Source organism: Micromonospora sp. NPDC005161, from assembly GCF_053599855.1.
In genome coordinates, this window is record NZ_JBSFYQ010000018.1 from 42,994 (window position 1) to 66,590 (window position 23,597).

Here is a 23,597-nt window from a genome sequence, read left to right on the forward strand (position 1 = left end):
AGAACGATAGTGGTTACGGCGAGTTCGGAGGCTTGGCCTTCTGTGGGTAGATCGTCTCGTGACGGGCCAGCATGGCAACGAAGTCGCCGATCTTTCGCTCGCGGGTCTGCGCCCGTTTGACGGCGTTGAGTCGGTAGATGAGAGCGAACCGGTTGGTTTTGGTGAGTACGTCGAACATGGCGTGGGCGGCGGGGTCGGCGGCGATGGCGGCGAGTAGGTCGGCCGGCACTTCGGCTTCCGACGGTGGGGCGTAGGCGGCCGCCCACCGCCCGTCCGCCTTCGCGGCTTCTACCGCGACGCGGCCCGGGGGCAGCATTCGTCCCTGCGCTTCCAGCCGGGTCACGTGGGCGACGTTGCGTTGTGACCAGGAGCTGCGGGGCCTGCGAGGGGTGAACCGGATCCAGGAGGTTTCCTGGTCCCGTTTACGGGCCTGCCCGTCGATCCAGCCGAAACACAGGGCCTCGTCGACCGCCTGCTGCCAGGTCAGGGTCGTGACTGTGCCGCCCTTCTTGGTCAGGGCGAGCCAGACGCCGGGCGACGTGGTGTGGTTGGCCGACATCCACGCGCGCAGCGCGTCGGCGTCCGCGACGATCAACTCGTCCAGCTCCGCGTTCGCCATCACTGCAGACTAACCCGACTCGTCGGGCTGCCGGCTGGGGCGGATGCGCACGAACGCCGCACGCTTCCGCTACCTTGACGCGCTCAGCAGTCCCCGTGCGGGTTTGTCGATATCTCAGATCGCCGACATGATCGGAGTGGACCGGCCGCGCGCTAGCCGGCTGACAACGGAGCTGCTCGATGAGGGGTACATCCAGCGGGAGTCTGCTCCGGACGACTCGCGGTACGCCCTGATCCGGCTCACCGCCCGAGGCCGGAAGCTTGTCGCCGAAATGAACGAGAGTCGGCGACAAAGCGTCGCCGAGGCGCTCGCCGGCTTCACCGCCGAGGAGTCACACAGCCTCGCTGTTCTCCTGAAGCGATTCGTCGACGCCTGGCCGCGGAATCCGCCGCCCGCATAGTCCGCTGGAATGCCTGCCGAGTCGAGGACGACGGCCAGGGCTCGGCGGCGGCTCGTCCAACGCCCGGCTCTGCGGTGCTCACGTGATTGCGGTCGCTGACAGCGCGAGGCTCGCGTCCTCAGGCGAACTCGCGGGCGGTGGATTCCAGCCTCTCGCGGTAGGCGGCCCACCATGCCTCGTCGCCCTCGACCACGTTGTCGCCGGGCCGCCGCCAGCCGACTTGGCCGTCGACCAGTTCCCGCACGATGTCGGCGTGCCCGGCGTGCCGGTTCAGCTCGGCGAGTACGTGCACGAGGATGAGGTGCAGCGTCACCGGCGTCTGGCCCCACCACCGTACCGAGCCGGGCGCGTCGATCGGGAGCGCCTCGATCGTCGCGTCTGCGTGTGCCCAGACTCGGTGCCACAGGCCGATGACGTCGTCGCGGGACTCGTCGGCTGTGGCCCACATGTCCACGTTCGGCTCGGCGTCCTCGTTCAGACCCGCGACGAGCTCGGGAAAGGGTCGGTCGAACGCCTCGCCGAAATACCCGGCGGTCACCGAGGCCACGTGCTTGACCAGCCCGAGCAGGTTCGTACCGGTCGGCACGAGCGGGCGCCGTACGTCGTACTCCGATAGCCCGTCGAGCTTCCCGAGCAGCGCCTCGCGTGCCTCCCGTAGGTACCGATGGAGATTCGCCTTGGCGTCGAGGTCTGTCATGCCGCCCAGGATCTCACCGCCGGAATGCCCCGTGTGCCCGCCCAGAGCGGCAGATCCGGATGCAGCCGCAGGTCTCTTTCGGACTGGGCGCTGGCATTTGAGTGGGCCATGGTGCACGCCTGCCTGAGCCATTACGACCGAGACCTGCACGGCGACAAGGCGACCTGGTCGTGGCAAGACGCGAACTTCTTGGCGTACGGGCTGGCGCGCACTGGCCGCGACGCCGACGCCGCGCAGGTCTTCGCGTCGATCGGCCGGTACATGACCAGCGTTCCGTGGTCCTGGTGGGGCCGCGTGCACGGCGATACAGCCTTCATCCGAGCCCGCCGCCGCGCCCGCCACGCTGCCTGACCGCCGGCGACACCGTCCTGGCTACCCTCAATTCACCCCGCTGCTCCGTCAGTCCTATCAGCGGGCAGCACAACGACGACATCCAACAGAGTCGACGGCGTGGCAGCCGCCGGATCGAGCAGCAGCACGCTCATCGACTACCTGAACGACGAGCGGCCGGCTGACTTATCAGTCTCGCAGGCGCGGCCCCCGACGCCCGCTCAGCGGCTACAAATCAATGCGCTACCAGGACTGTTATGACCGCCGATCAGCCGTTGGGGCGTGACTCGATCGCCTGCAGCGACCACCTGTTGCCGTCAGGATCGTCGAAGTAGACGAAGCTGCCCCATGGCTGCACCTCGACCTCGCTGGCCTCGACGCCGGCGTCTAGCAGTTGCCGACGCGCTGCCTCGGCGTCGGCGACCACAACCTGGATTTCCTGTGTGCCGGGAATCTTGTCGGTGATGCCCTCGCCGATCACGATGGAGCAGGCTGAGCCAGGTGGTGTCAGCTGGACGAACCGCAGGCCCTCGTGCACCCTGTGATCCTGGTCGGCGTTGAAGCCCACCTTCTGGTAGAACGCCTTGGCCCGGTCGACGTCGATCACCGGAACCGGGATGAGTTCAATCTTCCAGTCCATTGGCCCACCGTAGGACGTGGGTACGACCTTCGGACTCACCGCACCATCTGCGGCAGAACGGGATGCCACCAGCGGGTGGCCACCGCACATGCAAGGTGAGTCGTGTCGCATAAGCAATGAGATCGAACGATCGGTGGGTGACCAAGGTTGCTCCCGTACTTCTCGGACGCCCACCTGGCGGGGAGTCGCGGCGCATGTGGCGCCCGGCCGGTGACGACGTCACGATTCCAGATCTGACCCCTGCCGTCACTGGCAGGCCTTGCCACCATCGGGGCGTCGCAGACGCGGTGGCCACCGTGCTGGCGTGCCTCAAGACCGAAACGCATGTCGTGCTCGTCGGGCACAGCGGCGCCGGCCCGCTACTGCCTCGCATCGCTCGTGCCATCTCACCCGGCGTTGGCGCTGATCTACGTGGACTCACTCGCTGCCCTATCCGGGTAGGAGATGGCTTTCGGAGGCCATCCCACCTCCTCCATCCACGTCACCTCATCAGAGTTGCTTGATGCATCACACCCGTTTGATGTAACTTACAGTCGTGACGCTGTCGAGTCAGGGTGCCCCGGCGTTTGTACGCCTGGCCGCCCATCCGCTGCGCTGGCGGCTGCTGACCGAGCTCGCAGCCAGCGATTATCGGGTCCGAGAGTTGGTGAAGCTGGTGGGCGAGCCGCAGAACCTGGTCTCGTACCACCTGCGGCTGCTGCGCGACGGCGGGCTGGTCACGGCCGCCCGAAGCAGCTTCGACGGCCGCGACAGCTACTACCACCTGGATCTGGACCGCTGCGCGAACGCACTCGCCGACACCGGGGCGGCCCTGCACCCGGCGCTGACCCGGGAGCACGTCGCGCCAGGTGTGTCCCCAGCTGATCTGAAACGCTCGCCCGGCGTCGGCGTGCTGTTCCTGTGCACGGGCAACAGCGCCCGCTCACCGATCGCCGAGGCCCTGCTCCGCCACTCCACTGACGGCCAGGTCGAGCCGATGAGTGCCGGTAGCCGGCCCAAGCCGCACCTGGACGTCAACGCCGTTCGGGTGCTCCGCGAGGAGTTCGACATCGACATCACCGGCCAGAGCCCCCGGCACTGGGACACCCTGTCCGGTCGACGGTTCGACTACGTCATCAGCCTGTGCGACAAAGCCCGTGAGGCGTGCCCCGACTTCCCAGATCAGCCTCGGCGAATGCACTGGAGCATTCCCGATCCCGCCGCCACCGGCGGCACCGATCGGGCTGGCTACCTCGCCTTCCGGCGCATCGCGACTGACATCGAGACCCGCGTCAGGCACCTGCTGCCCGTCCTCAGCGCATGCGATCCTGAAGGAGACCAACTGTGACAGCGTCCGATCAGTACGCCAGCGTCCGCTACATCGTCGACGACGTTCAGGCGGCCGTCGACTTCTACACCACCCATCTCGGCTTTGCCCTGAACACCAGTGCCGGGCCAGCCTTCGCGGACGTGGTACGCGGCCCGCTGCGGCTGCTGGTGTCCGGCCCAGCCAGTTCAGGCGCCCGCGCCACCCCCGACGACGCCACCACCGCCGGACGCAACCGCGTCCACCTCACGGTTGACGACCTGGATGCCGAGATCGACCGACTCCGCAGCGCCGGGTTGTCGTTCCGTAGCGACGTCATCGCCGGCCCCGGCGGACGCCAGATCCTGCTCACCGACCCCTCGGGCAATCTCGTCGAACTCTTCCAACCCGCCCACCGACCAGCCGCCCCCTGACGGGAGCTCACCCACGGGCGCCATCGCCCGGCAGCAGAGACCGTCGGCGATCAGCCAAGGACAAGACATCATCACCGCGGTGAAGCGCTCAATCCTCGAGTAGCAGGACGTGTGCCCACCCGACTGGCTGCCGCCCACGCTATCGGCGCCAGAAGCGTGCACCCGCCCATGAACGCAGGCCAAAAAACGGTCGAGAGGCGCGACGCGGCGTCGTCAAAGTGGACAGCCAGAGCCGTCACTCATATCCCATGGCCGGGATGACCTCGCCGAGCGCTTCTTCGATGAACTCGCGGGTTTCGTCGTCGAATTGGTCGTTGCGGTTTGTCAGCTTGTGCGACTGAAACGTTGAAGGGGTGACGAAGTCGTCGACGTCGAGCCGTTCGAACAGGGCGCAGCGCTGCCCGGGCCAGTCGGCTGCGAGATCTTCTGCTTTCACCTCGATGTATCGCCTGCCCGTCAGGTCGACCGTGTTCTTCCAGGTGAGCCATCGGTGGTAGACCGGCTTGAGGTAGGCGAGCGCGCCGTCGACGGTGGGCGGTGCCCATGGCTGGGCCAGGTGGGATGCGAGCACCGAGACCGGGTGACGCTTGATGTGCACGATGGTCGCTTCGGGGACCAGTTCCCAGAGGAACTCCATGCACAGCAGGTTGAACGGTGTCTTCTCGCACCAGGTCGGCTTGCCCGCGTCGGCGGCTGCTCCGCCGAACACGGTGTCGATCAGGCCCCGCAAGATTCCGAGCAGTTCGCCCCGGTCGCTGAAATACCTGGGAAGTACCCGCCGGCGGCTCAGCGGCTCGAACGGTCCGGCAGGCCGGTCAGCGTTCCCGAAGCCTTCCGCGGGCGCAGGTTCGTCGTATGTGTACGCGATCAACTGCGGCCAGAGCTGTTGCACTGCGTCCCGGTAGCGCCGCTCGCCGACCAGTTCGGGAACGGTTTTACCGCGATCGTCGCGCCGGCCGGGCACTCGTACGGTGAGGAAATCGCTCAGCCGGTGCAGGGCGTCATCACCGACGGTGGGGTCGTATCGATCGGTGAGCGCGTCGGCCAGGTCCCGCAGGCCACCCGGGTCGATGAGAAACCGGGTCTCCATGGGAATCCGATGGATCAGCGGATGTTCGCCGATGATGTCGGCGATCCGTGACGTTCCCGAACGACCCGTACCCCCAACGAGAATCGGTGCGGGGAAAGGCATGGCGAGCAGTCAAACTCTCAGCCCGGCGCCTGCGCAAGCCATATATACCCTTCACACGCTGCTACGGACCGGACCCGCACCCGCCGCGCCGAGTGCGTGCCGGACGGCCGCCGCCAACAAGCGAGCAACGAATTGGCGAAGCTTCCCACCGCGTCACCCTGACCGACAGCGACTTCGGGTGCGCCCTGGTGCGGTTACGGCCGCTCGGTGACCTGGCCGACGAACGCCCGCCACGCCGTCGGGCCGAAGACCCGGGTGCCGCCGTCGCGGTTCTTCGTGTGGCGGACCAGGACGACGCCGGGCAGGTTGTCCGCGACCTCCACGCAGTGGAGCAGGCCGAGCCGGGTGGTGTCAGCTGCACGAAGCGCAGGCCCTCGTGCACCGTGTGCTCGTGGTCGGCGTATGCGGACTCGACCGCCAACAACCCCGCTCCTCGAACGCGTTCTCAGACCGCTCGGACTTCGGCGAGCCGCTTGACTGCGTACTCGTCGTCCCAACAGACCGCGGCCTCCCATGCGGCCGACGCCTGCGCGGCGATGTCGTACGCGCCGTCGTCGAGGCCAGCGGCATTGTCGGGCAGCACGAGGTCGAGGTGGGGGACATCGACGTGCGACTCGTCCCAGTCGATCAGCGCGACCTGATTCTCGGTCATCCGGACGTTGCCAGGGTTGAGGTCGCCGTGGACGACGCATGTCCGACGTCCGATCAGCCGCGCCCACGCTGCCCGGCATCGAGCAACCCCCTCCGGGGGCATCGCGTCGATCTTCGTCCCGGTCTCGGCGTGCAGGAGGTCGGTCGACGATCGCCAGCCTGGGCGCTGCGGCCAGCCCTGCGTCAACCGATGCAGCTCGCGCAGCGTGCCGGCCACGCGACGCCAGTCGGCCTGCGTCTCGGGCGGTCCGCCATCCAGGTAGGTCATCACCACCAGACCGTCGGCGAACAGCCGGCCGTCCGTAGTCGGGATCGGCACCGGCACGGTCAGACCCGCACGGTCGAGGTGTTGCAGGAGACCGGTCTCCCATGCGAGATCAGCGTCGCTCCTGGTGCCGAGACGACCGACCGCGAGGCGCCCGTTGATGCGCACGCTCCACACGTCGTTGGCTACTCCGCCAGCGAGCGGTTCGATGCGAGCGGCGTCTTCACCCCACTGCCCCAGTGCCTCCCACCCCACTGGCCGCACCTTACGGGGTTCCGAACATCACTGCCCCCGGCAGATCCGGATACGCGGCGACTGTCTCGACCCGTGACACAGCGCCATCCCGAGGTCCATTCAATCGTGGCACACCGGATTGGTGCGTGCGCGTCACCCTGACCGACCGCCGGCTGACCTGGTCGAGCGTTTCAACGGGTGGGCGTCGACCCGGTGACTCATTCCGGCGTACCACCCGCTCGAACGGACTCCTCGCCCCGCTGCACCGCGTCGCGTACCTCCTCGTTCGCCGTTGTCGCGTCGCACCCGGTGGCGCGAAGGAGGTCGCTGGCGGCGGTACGCACCTGGGTCACCACCGCGTCGCCGAATTCGTCGACCCTCTGGGCTCGGGCTCGGCCAGCCTGGAAGACGGCGGCGCGTACCGCGTGCCGGGTCTTCTCGGTGGGGCGCCCGGCGCGGTGCTCACGGCGCAGCAACTCGACCGCGTCGGCAAGTTGTCCGACACTCGCGGGCAGGTCGGGAGGAACCCGTTCGTTGTACTGCAGGGCCAGCGCTGACCTGCGGGCCACTCCCCGACTGTGCTCGATGACCCGTTCCATCTGCTGGCTCGCACGCGCGAACCGCTCCACATCCTGACGGCGCAGCCAACGGGCCGGCGCGAGGCTGACGACCTCCTCGGCGCCGCTGAGTGCCTGGTGCATCCGGTCGAGGTCCGGTCCCATGGCGCGTAGGGCATCCAACGCGCGAACCGCTCGCTGCTGATCGCTCGTCGTCAGCGCCGCGGAGACCTCCCGCAACTGACGGGCGAGGCAGTGGAAGATCGGGGCCGCGTCACGGTCGAGGATCCGCATCGGGTTCAGCGGAATCAGCAAGGCGACCACCACGAGACCCACCGCTCCGCCGACCATCGCCTCAACGATGCGCGGCCATTCCAGGTCCTTCTGGGCCGGCGCCAGGGTCGCGAGCAGCACCGCCGTGCCGCCGGCCTGGCCGACGGCCGCCCCGCTGCGTCCGAAGAGCACCAGCGTGGCGAGGATGGCGCACCCGACGACGAATCCGGTCTGCCAGAACCCGGTGCCCAGAAAGGACAGCAGGAAGTCGGTGGTGGCGATGCCGAGCCCGACTCCGAGCAGCAGTTCGACCGTGCGGTGGGCGCGCTGCCCGAGTGAGGCGACGATCGTGCCCACCGCAGCGGAGGGGGCGAAGATCGGCGCGGGGTTGCCCAGCAGATCGTGCCCTATCGACCAGGCCAGAGCCGCGGCGAGTCCTGCCTGTACCGAGATGACCAGGGCGACTTCCAGTTGACTGAGCCGCAGTCGTCCCGCCCGGCCACCTCGGCCCCGAACCCGAGCGGCAGTTGCTTTCGCGCGTGCCACCAGCCGGTCGCGCGGTGGCGGGCTGCCCGCAGGCCGGCTGCGGCCATCAGGATTCACCGAGCACTCGTACCACGGCGCAGCTCGGGAGGTCCGGCCAATCCCGAAGATGATCTCGTACGCGGTGGGTGCCACCGCGGTGCCGTGCGGCACGGCGGTGGCACCCGCACCCGTCACACCCCGACCGGCACCCGCTCCTCCTCGCGTTCCGTGGCGCGGGCGGCCAGTCGGCGATCCCGCTCCTGCGCGCCGATCAGGTCGTCGGGCAGCGAGTCCGGCACCTCCAGGTCGAAACGGCGCAGCAGCCGGATCGCGAAGCCGCCCAGGCTGATCAGGACCAGCGCCGCGCCGAAGCAGACGTACGCGAAGCCGATGCCCCGGCCCGGACCGGTGCCGATCACCGCGCCCACCGACCCGGCGAGCGCCCCGTCCGGGGCGAGCATCGGCTCGAACAGACCGGTGGCGGCCGGGGCGAGCAGCGCGAAGCCGATCGGCAGCGTCGACCAGGTGATGGTCTGGTTGAGGCTGAACACCCGGCCGTGGAAGCGCTGCGGCACCTTGACCTGGACGATGGTGGCGTAGATGGACTGCGCGGTGGTCATCGACATGGCCAGCCAGAACGCGCCGACGCAGATCATCGCGACGGACGCGTCCAGGCCGACCAGGACGCAGCCGACCGCCGTGCCGATGTTGCCGATCAGCACGCCGATCATGCGTCGGTGTCGGGGCCCGCCCCACAGCGACATGAGTACGCCACCGGCGACCGCGCCGAGCGCCTCGGCGAGAGCCACCTGGGCCACCTGCGTGGCGCTGCCGAAGGAGAGCACCAGCGGTGTGGTGAGCACCAGCGCGGGGGCCAGGAAGATGTTGCCCAGCGCGAAGTAGCCCAGCATCAGGCGGAAGCCGCGGTGGCGCCACGAGTAGCGCAGGCCGTTCGCGATCGCCACCAGCAGCCGCTCCCTGGGCCGCCAGCCGAGCAGGTCGGGGAAGCGGACCACCGACAGGGTCACCACCGCGACCAGGTAGCTGACCACGTCCAGCAGCAGGATGCCCTTGAGGTCGATGGCGGCCAGCAGACCCGCGGCGAAGACCGGCATGAGCAGCATGCCGAAGCCGTTGGAGAGCTGGGTGATGCCCATGGCGTGGCCCAGGTAGCGCTTGGGCACCAGCTGCGGCACGGCCGACTGGAACGCGATCCGCTGGAACGATCCGGCGACCTGACTCAGCGCCACCAGGGCGTAGATGTGCCAGAGCGCCAGGTTGTCGGTCCAGAGCAGCGCCGCGAGGATCAGCTGGATCGAGCCGGCGCTGCAACTGGCGACCATCATGATCTTTCGCCGGCTGACCCGGTCGGTGATCGCGCCCGCGACCGGCAGCATCAGTACGCCGCAGACCAGCGCGAGGGCCCAGAGCAGGCCCAGGTTGGCCACCGAGCCGGTGCGGGTGAACAGCCAGATCGGCAGGGCGAACGCGGTCAGCGCCGAGCCGGTGGTGGAGACCAACTGACCGGCGGTGACCGCCACGAACCGGGCCATGCTCGGCCGTACCACCGGCTGTTCCGGGCCGGTGCGGGCGTCCACGCCCGTGGTGTCGGCCACCGCCCAGCCGGCATCCTCGCCGCGTGCCTGCGGGGTCAGCGCGGCAACGTCGCCGGCGACGAGCGCCGGGTGCACCCGGGTGACGATCTCGGCCAGCTCCTCGGCCCGGTACTTGAGGAAGAAGTGCCCGGCCTGGTCGAGGACGACCAGCCCCAGCCGGTCGCTGAGGAACTGCCACTCGGCGTACCGCTCGGTGTGGTAGTCGGTGACCGGGTCCTCCGAGCCGACCACCGAGATGATCGGGGCGCGCAGCTTCTCCGCGCGCCGGTCGAGCAGGTCCGTGAAGTACTCCTCCGAGGCCCGGGAGTCGGCGCGCATGTTGCTGATGATCCGGTCGGCCTGCTCCGGGTCCAGCTCGTCGGTGTCCACCCCCATCGACTTGAGCCAGCTCGCGTAGTGCTTGTTGCTGCGCAGCTTCTCCAGCCGGGTGCGGACCGCCGCGAAAAGTCCCTTCGGACGGGCGAACGGGAACATCGCGCCGATGTAGAGGGCGGTCAACTCCCGGCCGGCGGCTTCCACCTTGCGGGCCACCTCGGCGACGATCGCACTGCCGACGCCGCAGTGCCCGTACAGGGCGAGCGGGCCCTCGACGCGCTCCAGGATCTCCTCGGCGACGCGGGAGGTCAGCTCGTCGAAGGGCAGCGCGTCCTCGGTGAGCCCCACGTCGTGACCCGGGATGGCCAGCGACCAGAGCGCGTGCCCGGCCGGCAGCGCGTCCGCGAGGGGCTGGTAGACGATCGCGCTGCCGCCGCCGTACGGCACACAGACGTAGGTGATCACCCGCTGCGCCGCCGGGATCGGCTTGGTCAGCTCGTAGAGCAGCCGGCGCGGCCCGTCGCTCTCACCGTCGCCGGACATGAACGTGGCTAGGTCGCGGATGGTCCGCTGCTGGAACAGGTCCATCACGCCGACCGGCCGTCCCCCGTGCTCGGCCTTGCGGATCCGGGCCACCACCTGGGTGGCGAGCATCGAATGCCCACCCAGATCGAAGAAGTCGTCGTCGATGCCGAGGCTCGCCACCCCGAGCACGTCCGACCAGATGCCGGCGAGCAACCGCTCGGTGTCGTCGCGCGGCTCGACCAGCGCCACCGACGCGGCGCGGGTGACCACCGGCGCGGGCAGCGCCCTGCGGTCCAGCTTGCCGTTCGGGCTCAGCGGCAGGGCGTCCAGGGTGACGAACGCGGCGGGCACCATGTACTCGGGCAGGGTCTCCTTCAACGCCGCCTTGACCGCGTCGTGCTCGGCCGCGCCGACCAGGTACCCGGTGAGCCGCTTGTCGCCGGGGGTGTCCTCGCGGACCAGCACCACCGCCTCGGTCACCCCGGGCTGGGCGCGCAGCGCACTCTCGATCTCGCCCAGCTCGATGCGCAGCCCACGCAGCTTGACCTGGTGGTCGATCCGCCCGAGGAACTCGAGCACCCCGCCAGCCGCCACGCCGGGCGTGACGCGCCAGCGGGCCAGGTCGCCGGTGCGGTAGAGCCGGGCGCCCGGCTCGGCGACGAACGGGTCCGGCACGAACCGTTCGGCGGTCAGCGCCGGCCGGCGGTGGTAGCCCCGGGCCAGCCCGACGCCGCCGATGTGCAGCTCACCGGCGACGCCGACCGGGCACGGGTTGCCCCGAGCGTCCAGCACGTGCAGCCTCAGGTTGCTGATCGGCGCGCCGATCGGCACGCTGGTCAGCTCCGCCAGCAGCGCCGGGTCGCACGTCCAGGCGCTGACGTCGATCGCCGCCTCGGTGGGGCCGTACAGGTTGTGCAGGCCGCAGCCGGGCAAACGGGCGGTGAAGTCCCGGGCCGCGGCGAGCGGCAGCTCCTCGCCGCTGCAGATCACCCGACGCAGCGCGGTGGCCGCCTCGACGCCGTCCTCGGCGAGGAAGACGGTGAGCATGGACGGTACGAAGTGGGCGGTGGTGACCCGCTCGGAGATCAGCAGGTCGCGCAGGTAGCCGGCGTCCTTGTGACCGCCCGGCTCGGCCAGCACCAGTCGGGCGCCCTCGCGCAGGGGCCAGAAGAACTCCCAGACCGAGACGTCGAAGCTGGCCGGGGTCTTCTGCAACACCGCGTCGTCGGCGCCGAGCCGATAGGTGCGCTGCATCCAGTCGAGGCGGTTGACGATGCCCCGGTGGGTGTTCGGCACGCCCTTGGGCCGGCCGGTGGAGCCGGAGGTGTAGATGACGTACGCGAGGTTGGCCGGGTCCGCCGCCGGAGTCGGGTCGGTCACCGGCTGGTCGGCCCAGGTCGACTCGTCGTCCAGGGCGAGCACGCTCGCGTCGGTCGCCGGCAGCACGTCGCGTAGGTGTTCCTGCACCAGCACCACCGGCGCCGCGGCGTCGGTGACCATGAAGGCCAGCCGGTCCGGCGGGTACTCCGGGTCCAGCGGAAGGTAGGCGCCGCCGGCCTTGAGCACGCCGAGCAGGCCGGCGACCAGCTCCACCGAACGTTCCGCGCAGACCCCGACCAGGGTCTCCGGGCCCACCCCGGCGCCGCGCAGGCGGTGCGCCACCCGGTTCGCCGCCGCGTTCAGCTCGGCGTACGTCACCGAGCGGCCGTAGAACCGCAGCGCCACCGCGTCCGGGGTACGGGCGGCCCGCTCCTCGATCGGGGCGTGCAGCGTCTGCTGCCGGGGGAAGTCGCCGGCGGTGTCGTTCCATCCGGTCAACAGCTCCCGCTCGGCCGGGGCGAGCAGGTCCAGCGCGGAGACCGGCAGGTCCGGTGCGGCGACCACGGCGCGCAGCAGGGTGGTCAGCCGGTGCGCCATCCGCTCGACGGTGGCCCGGGTGAACAGGTCGGTGTTGAAGACCAGCTTGCCCCAGAGCCCGTCGCTGGTCTCGACGGCGTGCAGCTCGAAGTCGAAGCGGGTGGCGCGCAGCTCCATCGGATGCCACTCGAAGCCGACCCCGCCGTCGTCGGCGACACCGTCGAACCGGCCCATCTCGTAGTTCTGCAACACGAACATCGCCTGGAACACCGGCGAGCGGCTGACATCGCGTGGCAGGCCCAGCTCGTGCACCACCCGGGCGAACGGCACCTCGGCGTGCTCCAACCCGTCCAGCACCGCGCGGCGGGTCCGCCCCAGCAGCTCGGTGAAGGTCGGGTCGCCGGCCAGCTCGGCGCGCAGCGGCAGCATGTTGACGAACATGCCGACCACGTTCTCCAGCTCCGGCGCGGACCGGCCGGCCACCGAGGCGCCCACCGCGAAGTCGTCTTGGCCGGCGTGCCGGGCCAGGAACACCTGGTACGCGGCGAGCAGGGTCATGAACAGCGTGCCGCCGTAGGAGCGGGTCAGCGCGGCCAGCCCCTCGGTGGCGGCAGCGTCCAGGGTGAACTCGACGAAGTCGCCCCGGTAGGTCTGGGTCGCCGGCCGGGGCAGGTCCAGCGGCAGCTCCAGGGGCGTGATCCCGGCCAGCCGTCCCTTCCACCAGTCCAGGTGCCGGCGGGCACTCGGCCCGGTCAGCTCCCGCGCCTCCCAGACGGCGAAGTCGCCGTACTGCACCGGCAGGGCAAGCAGCTCCCTGTCGCGGTAGCGGGTGATCAGGTCGCGCAACAGCACGTCCACCGACCAGCCGTCGCCGACGATGTGGTGCTGGCCGAGGAAGAGCACGTGCTCGGTCGGCGCCAGACGGATCAGCAGGGCCCGCAGCAGCGGCCCGTTGGCCAGGTCGAACGGCTCGGCCGCCGCCTGGTCGACCAGCGCCCGCGCGGCGGCCTCGTCGGCGGCGTCGACCACGGTCAGCGGCACCTCGACCGCGTCGTCGAGCACCGCGGTGGGCCGCCCGTCGGAGTCGGCCGGGAACCGGGTGCGCAGCGACTCGTGCCGCCGGGTCAGGTCGGCCAGCGCCCGACGCAGGGCCGCGACGTCGAGCGGGCCACGCACCCGCAGCGGCACCGCGATGTGGTACGCCGCCTCGCCGGGGGCGAGCTGATCCATGAACCAGACCCGCTCCTGGGCGTACGACAGCGGCACCTCGGCGTCCGGCGGGCGGGGGATGATCCGCGCGGCGGGAGTGCCGCCCGACCGGCGGCGCAGCCGTTGGGTGATCAGCGCCTGTCGGGCGGCGTCGCGGGCCGGGTCCTTCACGTCGGTCATGTCGGGGTGTCCTTCTCCGCCGCGAGCAGCGCGGCGACCTCGGTGTCGGAGAGCTCGTCGAGCTCGGCGGCGATCCGCTGCTCGATCTGGGCGGCCAGGTCGGCGACCACCGGGCTGCTGAACAGCGCCCGCATCGGCAACTCCACGTCCACCTCGGCGCGGATGCGCGCCATCGCCCGCATGCCGCGCAACGAGTTGCCACCCAGGGCGAAGAAGTCGTCGAGCGCACCGACCTTCTCCAACTGGAGGATCTCGGCGTAGATCTCGGCGACCAGGGCCTCGGCGTCGGTGCGCGGGGCGAGGAAGCCGCCGGAGGTGGCGGCGGCCGGGGCCGGCAGCGCGGCGGTGTCCAGCTTGCCGTTCGGGGTCAGCGGCAGCGCGTCCAGCCGGACGAGCGCGCTCGGCACGAGGTGCGCGGGCAGCTCAAGGGCCAGGTCGGCGGCGAGCGCCGCCTCGTCGACCCGGCCGACCAGGTAGCCGACCAGCGTCGGCTCGCCGCTGTCGGCGCGGACCACGACCACGGCCTCGTCCACGTCCGGCCGGGCACGCAGCACCGACTCGATCTCGCCCAGCTCGATCCGCATGCCCCGGACCTTGACCTGGTTGTCCCGGCGGCCCACGTACTCCAGCGTCCCGTCGGCCCGCCAGCGGGCCAGGTCACCGGTGCGGTACATCCGCTCCCCCGCCGGCCCGTACGGGCAGGGCAGGAAGCGCTCGGCGGTGAGCGCCGGCCGGCGCAGGTAGCCCCGGGCCAGTTGCGACCCGGCGACGTACAGCTCGCCGACCACGCCCGGCGGCACCTGGGTCAGCGCGGCGTCGAGCAGGTGGACCCGGGTCGTCCAGGTGGGTTGGCCGATCGGCACCGGACCGGCGGGCACCGGCTGCCCGGGGGCGATCCGGGCCGCGACGCAGCCGACGGTCGCCTCGGTGGGGCCGTACTCGTTGATCACGGCCACCTCGGGGTGGGCCCCCCGCCATCCGGCCAGCTGCTCACCGGCCAGCGCCTCGCCGCCGATCACCAGGTCGGTGGTGGGCGACAGCGCGTCGTCGAGCAGCGGCAGGTGGCTGGGGGTGACCTTGAGGAAGGTGGGCGGGCCGCCGGCGCGGGCCGCCGGCGTGTCGATGCCGGCCAACCGGACCGTGCCGCCGGCGGTGAGCGGGCCAAGCAGCCCGGTCACGGTCAGGTCGAACGAGACCGGCGAGTGCAGCAGCGCGGTGCCGGCCAGTCCGGGGTAGGTGTCCCGGGCCCAGGCCAGGTACGCGGTGACCGCGCGGTGCTCGATCAGCACGCCCTTGGGCCGGCCGGTGGAGCCGGAGGTGTAGAGCAGGTACGCGGGGTGCTCCGGGCGCAGCGGCGACCGCCGGTCGTCGTCGGTCAGGTCGGCGCCGTCCAGGTCGGCGGCGGTCGTCGGACCGAGCACCAGCGCGTCGGTCGGGGCCAGCTCGGCCGTCCGCGAGGTGGCCAGCACCAGCGCCGGCTCGGCGTCGGCCAGCAGGTAGCCGATCCGGTTCGCCGGGTAGTCGGTGTCCACGGGCAGGTACGCCGCGCCGGACTTGAGCACCGCGAGGATGGCCAGCACCAGCTCCACCGAGCGGGGCAGCAGCAGCGCGACCCTGCTCTCCGGGCCGGCGCCGCGCTCGACCAGGAGCCGGGCCAGCCGGTTGGCCCGGGCGGCCAGCTCGGCGTAGCTCAGGTGCATGCCGTCGCAGACCAGCGCGACCGCGGCCGGGGTGGCGACGGCCTGCCGCTCCACCTCGGCGACCAGGGTGGCCGGGGCCACCTCACCACCGGTGCCGGTCCAGGTGAGCAGCACGTCGCGTTCGGCGTCGTCGAGCAGGGGCAGCGCGGACAGCCGCGTCGCCGGGTCGGCGACGGCGGCGGCGAGCAGCCGCAGGTAGCGGGCGACGACCGACTCGGCGGTGGCCCGGTCGAACAGGTCGGTGCGGTAGACCAGCCGGCTGGTGCCGCCGGTGATGTCGAAGGCCAGGTCGTCCTTGGTGGTGCCCAGCGGCACCGGGTCCAGGCCGGAGTCCGGGATGAAGTTCAGCGCGGTCTGGAACACCGGCTGCACCGACGGGTCACGCTGCGGTGCGACCACCTCGACGATCCGCTGGAACGGCGTCTGCCCGTGCTCCATCGCGTCCACCAGGCCGGCACGGATCCGGCCGAGCAGCTCGGCGACGCTCGGGTCGCCGGCCAGGTCGCACCGCAGCGCGACCGGGTTGACGAACATGCCGATCAGCGGGGTCAGCTCGGCCGTGTCCCGCCCGGCGGTGGAGACCCCGACCACCACCTCGGGATCGCCGGAGATCCGGGACAGCAGCGCCGCGAAGGTGGCCAGCAGCACCATGTACGGGGTGGCCGAGGCGTCGGCGGCGAGCTGCCCGACGCGGTCCAGCAGCCCTTCGGGAAGGTCGAAACGCACCTCGTCGCCGGCGAAGCCGAGCTGGGTGGGGCGTGGCCGGTCCAACGGCAGGCCGGTCACCGCCGGCGCGCCGGCCAACTGCTCGCGCCAGAAGGCGAGCTGGCGTGTCAGCTCGTCACCGGAGAGCTGGTCACGCTGCCAGACGGCGAAGTCGGCGTACTGGATGGGCAGCTCGGGCACGTCGGCGGGCGCGCCGGTCAGCGCGGCCTGGCTGAACGCGGCCAACTCGGCGTCGAAGAGCACCGCGGAGTGGCTGTCGAAGACTGCGTGGTGCACCACGAACTGCAACCGGAGCCAGTCGTCGAAGCGGGCCAGCCGGGCCCGCCACGGTGGCGGGGCGTCCAACGGGATCGGGGTGCGGGCAAGCTCGGTCATCGTCTCGGCGTACCGGCGCTCCTGCTCGTCGGCGGGCAGGCCGGTCAGGTCCAGCTCGGGCAGCTCCAGCGGCTCGGCGGCACGGACCACCTGCACCAGCGCGCCGTCGACCATCCGCAGGTGGGTACGGAGCGACTCGTGCCGGGCGACCACCTGGGCGAGCACCTCGACGGCCTGCGCCGCGGTGACGCCGGCCGGGAACCGCCACGGCGCCGAGACGTTGTAGACCGGCGAACCCGGGTCGAGTTGGTTGGCGGTCCACACCCGCTCCTGGGCGAAGGAGGCCGGGAAGGTCCACTCCCTGGTCATCGTTGCCGCCTTCCGTTCGCGACTGCGGGGCTCCGCTGCGCTGTGCTCCTCGCGCTCACCGGCTCGCCTCGCGTACCGAGCGGGGGCGCATGTCGGTCCAGACGGTGTCGATGTGCGCCAGGCACTCCTCGCGGGTGCCGGCGAAGCCGGCGTCGTGCCACCCCGCCGGGAGGTCCCGCTCGGCCGACCAGATGGAGTACTGCTCCTCGTCGTTGCGTACGACCAGGAATCGGGTTTCGGCCATCACTGCTCTCCAACGGTGTCGGGGGTGTGCGGTTCGGCCATCGCGACGGCGATCCTTCGGGCGCCGGTGAACGGCTCCCGCCCGTGCGCGGCGGTCATGTTGTCGACCACCAGCACGTCGTCGCGCTGGTAGTCGAATCGGACGCTGGCGGCCCGGTACGCGGCGCGCAGGTGGTCCATGACGTCGGCGGGGATCTCACCGCCGTCGCCGTAGTAGGTGTTCGACGGCAACCCGTCGGCGCCGAACATGGCCAGCAGGCCTTCCTGGATGTCCTTGGCCAGGCTGCTCACGTGGAAGAAGGTGGCGTGGTTGAACCAGCGGGGGGTGTCCGAGCCGGGCCGGTGGTGCACGGCGTCGCGGACCGCCCGGGTACGCAGCCCGTCGCGGCCGGTCCACTCCAGACTGATCCGGTTGACGGCCGCGTACGCCTCGACCTCGGGCCGGTCGTCGGTGCCGAACACGTGCTGCCAGCTGGCGCCGAAGTCCTCGTGGAAGTTGCGCATCAGCATCCAGCGGCGGCGGACGAACTCCTCGCGTACCGCCGGGTCGATCTCCCGGTAGACCTGTCGGATGTCGGCCAGGGGTGTGGCGCCCAGCGTCTCCGGCGCGGTGATGCAGTAGAAGAACAGCGTCAACGGCCAGCGCGCCTGGTACGAGTTCTCGTTGTGCAGGAAGATCTCTTCGTCCGGCGGGTAGTCGGTCGAGGTGTACACCTGGCCCTTGATGGCGTGCCGCGGCGAGGACCGTTCGGTGTAGGTCAGCGGCTCACCGGACAGCGCCCGGACCACCTGGTCGAAGCCGTCCACCCCGCCCACGTCGAAGCCGCGGAACAGCAGACCACCCTGCTCGGCGAGGGTGGTCCGCAGCTCGGCGCGGCGCTCGGCGATCAGCTCGGTCAGTGCCCGGCCGTCGGATTCGACGACCACGGGCAGCGTGGCGATCGTGTCGCTCATGGCTCTCCAGTCCTGATTTCTCGTCACGCGCGGGGCAGTCGCGGAATGGCGGGGATCGGTGCCGGGCTGGCCGGCTCGTCGGTGGTCGTGCCGCGCAACTCCTCGATCCGGGCGGCCAGCCCGGCCACGGTGGGGATCTCGAAGAGGCTGCGCATCGGCAGCTTCACCCCGGTCGCCCTGCGCATCGCCGCGATGAGCTGCACCGCGACCAAAGAGTTGCCGCCCAGGGCGAAGAAGTCGTCGTCGAGGCCGACCCGGTCCACCCCGAGCGCGTCCTGCCACACCCGGGCGATGGTGCTCTCCAGCTCGGTGCCCGGTGCGGCGCTGCCGTCCCCGACGCCGGGCTGGACCGGATCGGCGACCACGTCGTCGCCGGTGAGGTTGCCGGTGGTGACCCGCCCGGCTCGACGGCGGATGTCGTCCACCGTCCGCGTGGCGATGACCACCTGGGCGCCGAGGCCGGCGGTGAGGCTGCGACGGAACGCCTCCGCGCCGTCCACCGGCCGAATGTCCTCGGTCGAGGTCGGCGCGGCAGAGCCTCCGTCAGCATCGGACGGTCCGGTCAGGCCGCCGGTGACCGCGCCCTGGTCGACCCGGCGCAGCACGAAGTCGCTGATCGCGACCAGCTCCCGGCCGTCCGGGTCGCGCAGCGACAGATCGGCGGCGACGACCTCGTCGGTGTCGCCGGCCCAGTGCCGCAGCTCGCTGGTGAACCGGGCCGGCAGCGGCCCCCGCACCACGATCCGGCCGTACGACATCGGCAGGTACGTGCCGCTGCCCTGACCCCGGCCGAACGCGGTCGCCACGTCCAGCAGCGCGGGGTGCAGGCCCCAGTCGGGCAGGTCGCCGACGGCCGCGGCGGGTGCCTCGACCACCGCCAGTTCGGAGCCGTCGGCCAGGTGATGCTCGCCCAGCGCCGCCCAGCGCGGCCCGAAGGTGAGCATGCTGGTCCTGCCCCGGCCGAAGGAGGCGTCGTCGTCCACCCGACGGCCGGCCGGAACGGCCGGGACAGCCGGTGGGGCCGGCTCGTCGGTCCAGCCGGCCGCGCCCCGCACATGGGTGCGCAGTCGGCCACCGGCCAGGCTCCGGACCGCGAAGTCCGTGCCGCCGTCGTCGGCCCGCGTCAGCTCCACCCGGTACTGGGCGACGGTGCCGTCGGGCACCGCGAACGGCTCCAGGAAGACCACGTCGCGCAGCTCCACGGCCGCTCCCGGGCCGGGAGCGGGCAGCGCGGACGCCACCGCGGCCCGCACCGACTCCAGGTGGGCGGTGCCCGGCACCACCGGAACCCCGCCGATCCGGTGCTCGTCGAGCAGCCAGTGGGTGCTGGCGGAGACCAGACCGTGCAGCACCGTCTCCGCCGGCCCGGTGACCTTCGTGGTGAGCACCGGGTGGTCGACCGGGCTCGTCACCGTGTCGCGGCCGGCCGCCCGGAACCCGGCCGGCGCAGCGGTCTCCACCGCCATGCCCACCTCGGCCCAGCCACCCCAGTTCTGCGACAGCACCGGGGCCCGCCAGCCCGCGCCGGAGCGGGCGTGCGCGTCCAGGAAGGCGTTCGCGGCGCAGTAGTCGACCTGCCCGAAGCCGCCGACCACCGCGGTGATGGACGAGCAGAGCACCACGAAGTCCAGCGGCAGGTCGCCGAAGACCTGGGCGAGGGCGAGGGTGCCGGCGAGCTTCGGGGCGAGCACCCGTTCCGCCTCGGCCCGCTCCTTGACCTCGGCCATCCCACCGCCGGGCAGACCGGCCGCGTGGACGATGCCGTCGACGCCGCCGTACGCGGCCGTCGCGGCGTCGCGGACCCGGCGCAGGTCGGCCGGGTCGGTGACGTCGGCGGCGAGCACGAGCACCTCGGCGCCGGCGGCCTCCATCCGGCGGATCGCCGCGATGGCCCGGCCGGCCCGATCATCGCCGTGCACGGCGAGGTGGTCGTCCCACCGCTCGCGCTCGGGCAGCCCGGAGCGGGCCAGCAGCACCAGCTTCGCGCGCGCCCGGGTGGCGAAGTCCTCGGCCAGGGTGATGCCGATGCCGCCGAGGCCGCCGGTAATCACGTACCGGCCGCCGTCGCGGAGCGCGCCCGGCTCCCCCTCGGCGTCGATCGTCACCTGCTCGACGTCGGCCACCCAGCGGCGGCCGCCACGCAGGGCCACCTCGGGCTCCCGGGGACGGCGCAGCTCGACGACCAGCGGGCCGGCGTCGTCGTCGGTCGGGTCCGCGTCGATGAGCCGGACCGCCAGCCCGGGCAGCTCGGCCGGGAGCACCCGGGCCAACCCGGCGAGGGTGGCGTGCTCCGGGCGGCGCAGGTCGTCGCCGCGCACGTCGCCGGTGCCGGCGGTGAGCAGGTCCAGGGCGAGGACGTGCTCCTCGCCGGTCAGCCCGGCGCCGGCGAGCGCCTGCACCAGGTGCAGGGCGCTGAAGAAGCCCAGGTCCTGGGCGGCCCAGGTCGCCGCGATGTCGGTGCCAGTCGGCGCGGCGTCCAGGGTGAACGCGTGCACCAGCCGGATCGGCGGTGCGGCGTCGGCGGTGAGCGCGGCGACCAACGCGTCGTGGTCGGCGCGTACACCGGGGCGCAGCCGGTAACCACCGTCGACGGCGGCGAAGGCGTCGCCGGGGCGTACCGGCACCGGGTCGGCACCGGCGGCCCGCAGGCCGGCGACCAGCGCGTCACCGCGCGGACCCGCCGTGAGGACCAGGCAGCGGCCCAACGACCCGGACGGCGGCAGCGGCGCGGCCTGCCGCCAGACCGGCACCGCGAACCACCCGGCCAGCGGTCGCGGCCCGGTCTCCACCGGCGCGGCGGCGACGGGCTGTTCCGGGTCCGGCTCGATCCAGTAGCGGCGGCGCTCGAACGGGTACGTGGGCAGCGGCACCCGGCGGGCCGTCGGGTCGGCGTCGACGCGCACCGGAAGCCCGGCGCACCACAGCGCGCCGGCGGTGGCGAGCAGGGCGGCCAGATCACCGGTGCTCTCCCCGGCGGCGGGCAGGCTGGCCAACGGGGTGAGCGAGCGCTGCTCCGGCGCGGCCTTCGCGACCTGCATCCGGGCCAGGCTGGCCAACTGCCGGCCGGGACCGCACTCGACCAGCTGCCACGTGCCGGCAGCCAGCAGGGTGGCCACGCAGTCGCCGAAGCGGACCGGCTGACGCAGGTGCGTCGCCCAGTATGCCGGGTCGATCGCCTGCTCAGCGGTGATCCAGGTGCCGGTGACGTTGGACAGGAACGGCACCGTCGGCGGGCGCAGCGGGACCGTGCCCATCAGCGCGGTGAACTCGGCGAGGATCGGCTCCACCATCGGCGAGTGGAACGCGTGCGACGTGCGCAACGCCTTCGACTTGCCCTTCAGCGTCGCGGCGAACGCCTCGACGGCGGCGGTCTCGCCGGCCACCACACAGGTGCCCGGGCCGTTGACCGTGGCCACCGAGAGGCCGTCGGGCAGCAGGTCGGCGACGACCGACTCGTCCAGCGCGACGGCGAGCATCGAGCCGGCGGGCAGCGACTGCATCAGCCGGCCCCGGGCGGCGACCACCCGCAGCGCGTCCGGCAGGCTCAGCACGCCCGCCACGGTGGCCGCGACGTACTCGCCGATGGAGTGGCCGATCATCGCGGCCGGTCGGACCCCGGCGGCCTGCCAGAGCGCGGCCAGGGCGTACTCGACGGTGAACAGCGCGGGCTGGGTGTAGCGGGTCTGGGTGAGCTTCTCCCCCGCCGCCGGATCCCGGCCGAGGATCAGGTCGCGCAGGTCCAGACCCAGGTCGGGGCGGAGCAGCTCGGCGCACTCGTCGACGACCGCGGCGAAGCGGGGCTGCTCGGCGTAGAGCTGCGCGCCCATCCCCGCGTACTGGGCGCCCTGACCGGAGAACAAAAAGCCTACTGTCGGGGCAGGACGGTCGGTCGATGGTTTCGGTCCGCGGAGAGGGGCACGGAGAGCGGCTGCTGCCGTGGGGAGATCGGTGGCGACGACGGCGCGGCGGTGCGGGTAGGCACGGCGGCCGACGAACAGGGTGTGCGCGACGTCGGCGAGGTACGCGGGCCCGGCGTCGGCGGCGCCGTCCAGGTGCGCGGCGAGGCGTTGCACCGCCCCGTCCAGGGCGCTCGGGGTGGCCGCGCTGACCTGGAGCAGGTACGCCGGGCGCACCCGACGGTCCGTGCGGTACGCCGCTGGCGCCTCCTCCAGCACCACGTGGGCGTTGGTGCCGCCGATGCCGAACGAGCTGACCCCGGCCCGGCGGGGCCCGCCGTCGGTGTCCCACTTGGTGAGGGTGTTCGCCACGTAGAACGGGGTGTCGGCAAACTCGACGGCCGGATTCGGCGTCTCGAAGTTGATCGTCGGCGGGATCAGCCCGCGCTCCATGGCGAGCACCGTCTTGATCACGCTGACGATGCCGGAGGGCTGGCTGAGGTGGCCGATGTTCGACTTCACCGAGCCGATGCCGCACCAGCCCCGCTCGTCGGTGTCCCGGGCGTACACGGCGGACAGCGCCGCCACCTCGATCGGATCACCCATCGCGGTGCCGGTGCCGTGCGCCTCGACGTAGCTGATGGTGCGCGGGTCGACGTCGGCCATAGCCACGGCCTGGGCGATGGCCGCCGCCTGCCCGTCGATGCTGGGCGCGGTGAAGCCGACCTTCGCGGCGCCGTCGTTGTTGATCGCGTTGCCGAGCACGACCGCGCGGATGGCGTCGCCGTCGGCGATCGCGTCGGAGAGCCGCTTGAGCAACGTCACCCCGGCGCCGCTGCCCCACACCGTGCCGTTGGCGGCGGCGTCGAACGGGCGGCAGCGGCCGTCGGGTGAGGTGAAGCCGTCCATGCCGAGGTAGCCGACGTGCGGTAGCTCGATGTTCACACCACCGGCGAGCGCCATGTCGCACTCGCCGTTGCGCAGCGCCTCGCAGGCCAGGTGGAACGCGACCAGCGACGTGGAGCAGGCGGTGTGCACGGTCAGGCTCGGCCCGCGCAGGTCCAGCCGGTACGACACGTTGGTGGCCACATAGTTCGGCGAGTTGCCGGTGGCGATGGAGACCGCGGAGTGCGGGTTGCCGCCGACCCGCCGGTTCCGCAGCACGTTCCGGTTCAGGTAGATGTTGCCGCCGGTGCCGGCGTACACGCCGATTGCGCCGTCGTAGCGGGTCGGGTCGTAGCCGGCGTCCTCCAGCGCCGTGTGGCAGGACTCCAGGAACAGGCGGTGCTGCGGGTCGGTCAGCTCCGCCTCCCGGCCGGTCATCCCGAACAGCGTGGCGTCGAACTCGTCATAGCCGTCGACCAGCGGAGCGCGACTGACCCAGCCCGGGTCGTCGACCTCCTCCACGGTCGCGCCCCGGGCCAGCTGCTCCTCCCGGGTCAGCTCGGTGACCGACTCCACCCCGTCGATGAGGTTGCGCCAGAACTCGCGCACGTCGGCCGCGCCGGGCAGGCGCGCGGCCAGACCGACGATCGCGATCGGTTCGATGCCCTCGTCGGGCAGGTCGGCTGCGGTCGGGTTGCTCATCAG

The 23,597-nt window shown here is 71.8% G+C and carries 15 protein-coding genes and 1 pseudogene; 4 read left to right on the forward strand and 12 right to left on the reverse strand.

Going from position 1 to position 23,597, the window contains the following annotated elements; all coding sequences use genetic code 11:
• Positions 1–13: 13 nt before the first annotated feature.
• Positions 14–619 carry a YdeI/OmpD-associated family protein gene (locus ACWD5O_RS18860; RefSeq protein ID WP_450086049.1) on the reverse strand — a complete coding sequence of 202 codons (606 nt, stop codon included), beginning with the start codon at positions 617–619 and terminating at the stop codon, positions 14–16.
• Between the two features lie 43 nt (positions 620–662).
• On the opposite strand from ACWD5O_RS18860, the gene ACWD5O_RS18865 reads away from it, so the two are divergent.
• Entirely contained in the window at positions 663–1,019 is a 357-nt protein-coding gene (locus ACWD5O_RS18865) for a MarR family winged helix-turn-helix transcriptional regulator (RefSeq protein WP_450086050.1), read from the forward strand.
• Between the two features lie 118 nt (positions 1,020–1,137).
• Here the strand turns inward: ACWD5O_RS18865 and ACWD5O_RS18870 are convergent, their stop codons facing one another.
• On the reverse strand, positions 1,138–1,716 hold the full coding sequence (locus ACWD5O_RS18870) for a DinB family protein (RefSeq protein ID WP_354966696.1): 579 nt from the start codon (positions 1,714–1,716) through the stop codon (positions 1,138–1,140).
• A 96-nt stretch (positions 1,717–1,812) separates the two neighbouring features.
• Between ACWD5O_RS18870 and ACWD5O_RS18875 the strand changes: the two are divergent.
• Positions 1,813–1,893 (forward strand): annotated as a pseudogene (locus ACWD5O_RS18875) (DUF4291 domain-containing protein); the annotation flags it as partial.
• A gap of 421 nt (positions 1,894–2,314) precedes the next feature.
• Here ACWD5O_RS18875 and ACWD5O_RS18880 read toward each other — a convergent pair.
• The gene (locus ACWD5O_RS18880; RefSeq protein WP_354966697.1) at positions 2,315–2,686 is read right to left on the reverse strand and encodes a VOC family protein; all 372 of its coding nucleotides are present in this window, start codon (positions 2,684–2,686) and stop codon (positions 2,315–2,317) included.
• 535 nt (positions 2,687–3,221) lie between these two features.
• Here ACWD5O_RS18880 and ACWD5O_RS18885 point away from each other — a divergent pair.
• Together ACWD5O_RS18885 and ACWD5O_RS18890 are read left to right on the forward strand one after the other, a co-directional pair.
• The gene (locus ACWD5O_RS18885) at positions 3,222–4,013 is read left to right on the forward strand and encodes an arsenate reductase/protein-tyrosine-phosphatase family protein (protein ID WP_450086051.1); all 792 of its coding nucleotides are present in this window, start codon (positions 3,222–3,224) and stop codon (positions 4,011–4,013) included.
• A complete protein-coding gene (locus ACWD5O_RS18890) occupies positions 4,010–4,405 on the forward strand; it encodes a VOC family protein (protein WP_450086052.1) in 396 nt (131 codons plus the stop codon). The genes ACWD5O_RS18885 and ACWD5O_RS18890 overlap by 4 nt, the downstream gene beginning before the upstream one ends.
• A 235-nt stretch (positions 4,406–4,640) precedes the next feature.
• Here the strand turns inward: ACWD5O_RS18890 and ACWD5O_RS18895 are convergent, their stop codons facing one another.
• From ACWD5O_RS18895 to ACWD5O_RS18935, 9 genes are all read right to left on the reverse strand, one after another.
• Positions 4,641–5,597, reverse strand: a complete 957-nt coding sequence (locus ACWD5O_RS18895; RefSeq protein WP_450086053.1) for a sulfotransferase — start codon at positions 5,595–5,597, stop codon at positions 4,641–4,643.
• A gap of 194 nt (positions 5,598–5,791) precedes the next feature.
• The gene (locus ACWD5O_RS18900; RefSeq protein ID WP_354966758.1) at positions 5,792–5,932 is read right to left on the reverse strand and encodes a DUF397 domain-containing protein; all 141 of its coding nucleotides are present in this window, start codon (positions 5,930–5,932) and stop codon (positions 5,792–5,794) included.
• 110 nt (positions 5,933–6,042) lie between these two features.
• Positions 6,043–6,777 carry a phosphotransferase enzyme family protein gene (locus ACWD5O_RS18905; RefSeq protein WP_450086054.1) on the reverse strand — a complete coding sequence of 245 codons (735 nt, stop codon included), beginning with the start codon at positions 6,775–6,777 and terminating at the stop codon, positions 6,043–6,045.
• 188 nt (positions 6,778–6,965) lie between these two features.
• A complete protein-coding gene (locus ACWD5O_RS18910; protein WP_450086055.1) occupies positions 6,966–8,297 on the reverse strand; it encodes an FUSC family protein in 1,332 nt (443 codons plus the stop codon).
• A complete protein-coding gene (locus tag ACWD5O_RS18915) occupies positions 8,294–13,804 on the reverse strand; it encodes an amino acid adenylation domain-containing protein (RefSeq protein WP_450086056.1) in 5,511 nt (1,836 codons plus the stop codon). The genes ACWD5O_RS18910 and ACWD5O_RS18915 overlap by 4 nt, the downstream gene beginning before the upstream one ends.
• Positions 13,801–16,914, reverse strand: a complete 3,114-nt coding sequence (locus ACWD5O_RS18920; protein WP_450086057.1) for a non-ribosomal peptide synthetase — start codon at positions 16,912–16,914, stop codon at positions 13,801–13,803. Before ACWD5O_RS18920 ends, ACWD5O_RS18915 begins: the two co-directional genes overlap by 4 nt.
• A 55-nt stretch (positions 16,915–16,969) precedes the next feature.
• On the reverse strand, positions 16,970–17,158 hold the full coding sequence (locus tag ACWD5O_RS18925; protein ID WP_354966705.1) for an MbtH family protein: 189 nt from the start codon (positions 17,156–17,158) through the stop codon (positions 16,970–16,972).
• Positions 17,158–18,111 carry a TauD/TfdA family dioxygenase gene (locus tag ACWD5O_RS18930; RefSeq protein ID WP_450086058.1) on the reverse strand — a complete coding sequence of 318 codons (954 nt, stop codon included), beginning with the start codon at positions 18,109–18,111 and terminating at the stop codon, positions 17,158–17,160. The genes ACWD5O_RS18925 and ACWD5O_RS18930 overlap by 1 nt, the downstream gene beginning before the upstream one ends.
• A gap of 23 nt (positions 18,112–18,134) precedes the next feature.
• Entirely contained in the window at positions 18,135–23,594 is a 5,460-nt protein-coding gene (locus tag ACWD5O_RS18935) for a type I polyketide synthase (RefSeq protein ID WP_450086059.1), read from the reverse strand.
• Positions 23,595–23,597: the final 3 nt, after the last annotated feature.

Bases quoted from the DNA above. Each gene is read 5' to 3' on its own strand.
- ACWD5O_RS18860 (WP_450086049.1), bottom strand. From the start codon at position 619: ATGGCGAACGCGGAGCTGGACGAGTTGATCGTCGCGGACGCCGACGCG.
- ACWD5O_RS18865 (WP_450086050.1), top strand. From the start codon at position 663: ATGCGCACGAACGCCGCACGCTTCCGCTACCTTGACGCGCTCAGCAGT.
- ACWD5O_RS18870 (WP_354966696.1), bottom strand. From the start codon at position 1,716: ATGACAGACCTCGACGCCAAGGCGAATCTCCATCGGTACCTACGGGAG.
- ACWD5O_RS18880 (WP_354966697.1), bottom strand. From the start codon at position 2,686: ATGGACTGGAAGATTGAACTCATCCCGGTTCCGGTGATCGACGTCGAC.
- ACWD5O_RS18895 (WP_450086053.1), bottom strand. From the start codon at position 5,597: ATGCCTTTCCCCGCACCGATTCTCGTTGGGGGTACGGGTCGTTCGGGA.
- ACWD5O_RS18915 (WP_450086056.1), bottom strand. From the start codon at position 13,804: ATGACCGACGTGAAGGACCCGGCCCGCGACGCCGCCCGACAGGCGCTG.
- ACWD5O_RS18920 (WP_450086057.1), bottom strand. From the start codon at position 16,914: ATGACCAGGGAGTGGACCTTCCCGGCCTCCTTCGCCCAGGAGCGGGTG.
- ACWD5O_RS18925 (WP_354966705.1), bottom strand. From the start codon at position 17,158: ATGGCCGAAACCCGATTCCTGGTCGTACGCAACGACGAGGAGCAGTAC.
- ACWD5O_RS18930 (WP_450086058.1), bottom strand. From the start codon at position 18,111: ATGAGCGACACGATCGCCACGCTGCCCGTGGTCGTCGAATCCGACGGC.
- ACWD5O_RS18935 (WP_450086059.1), bottom strand. From the start codon at position 23,594: ATGAGCAACCCGACCGCAGCCGACCTGCCCGACGAGGGCATCGAACCG.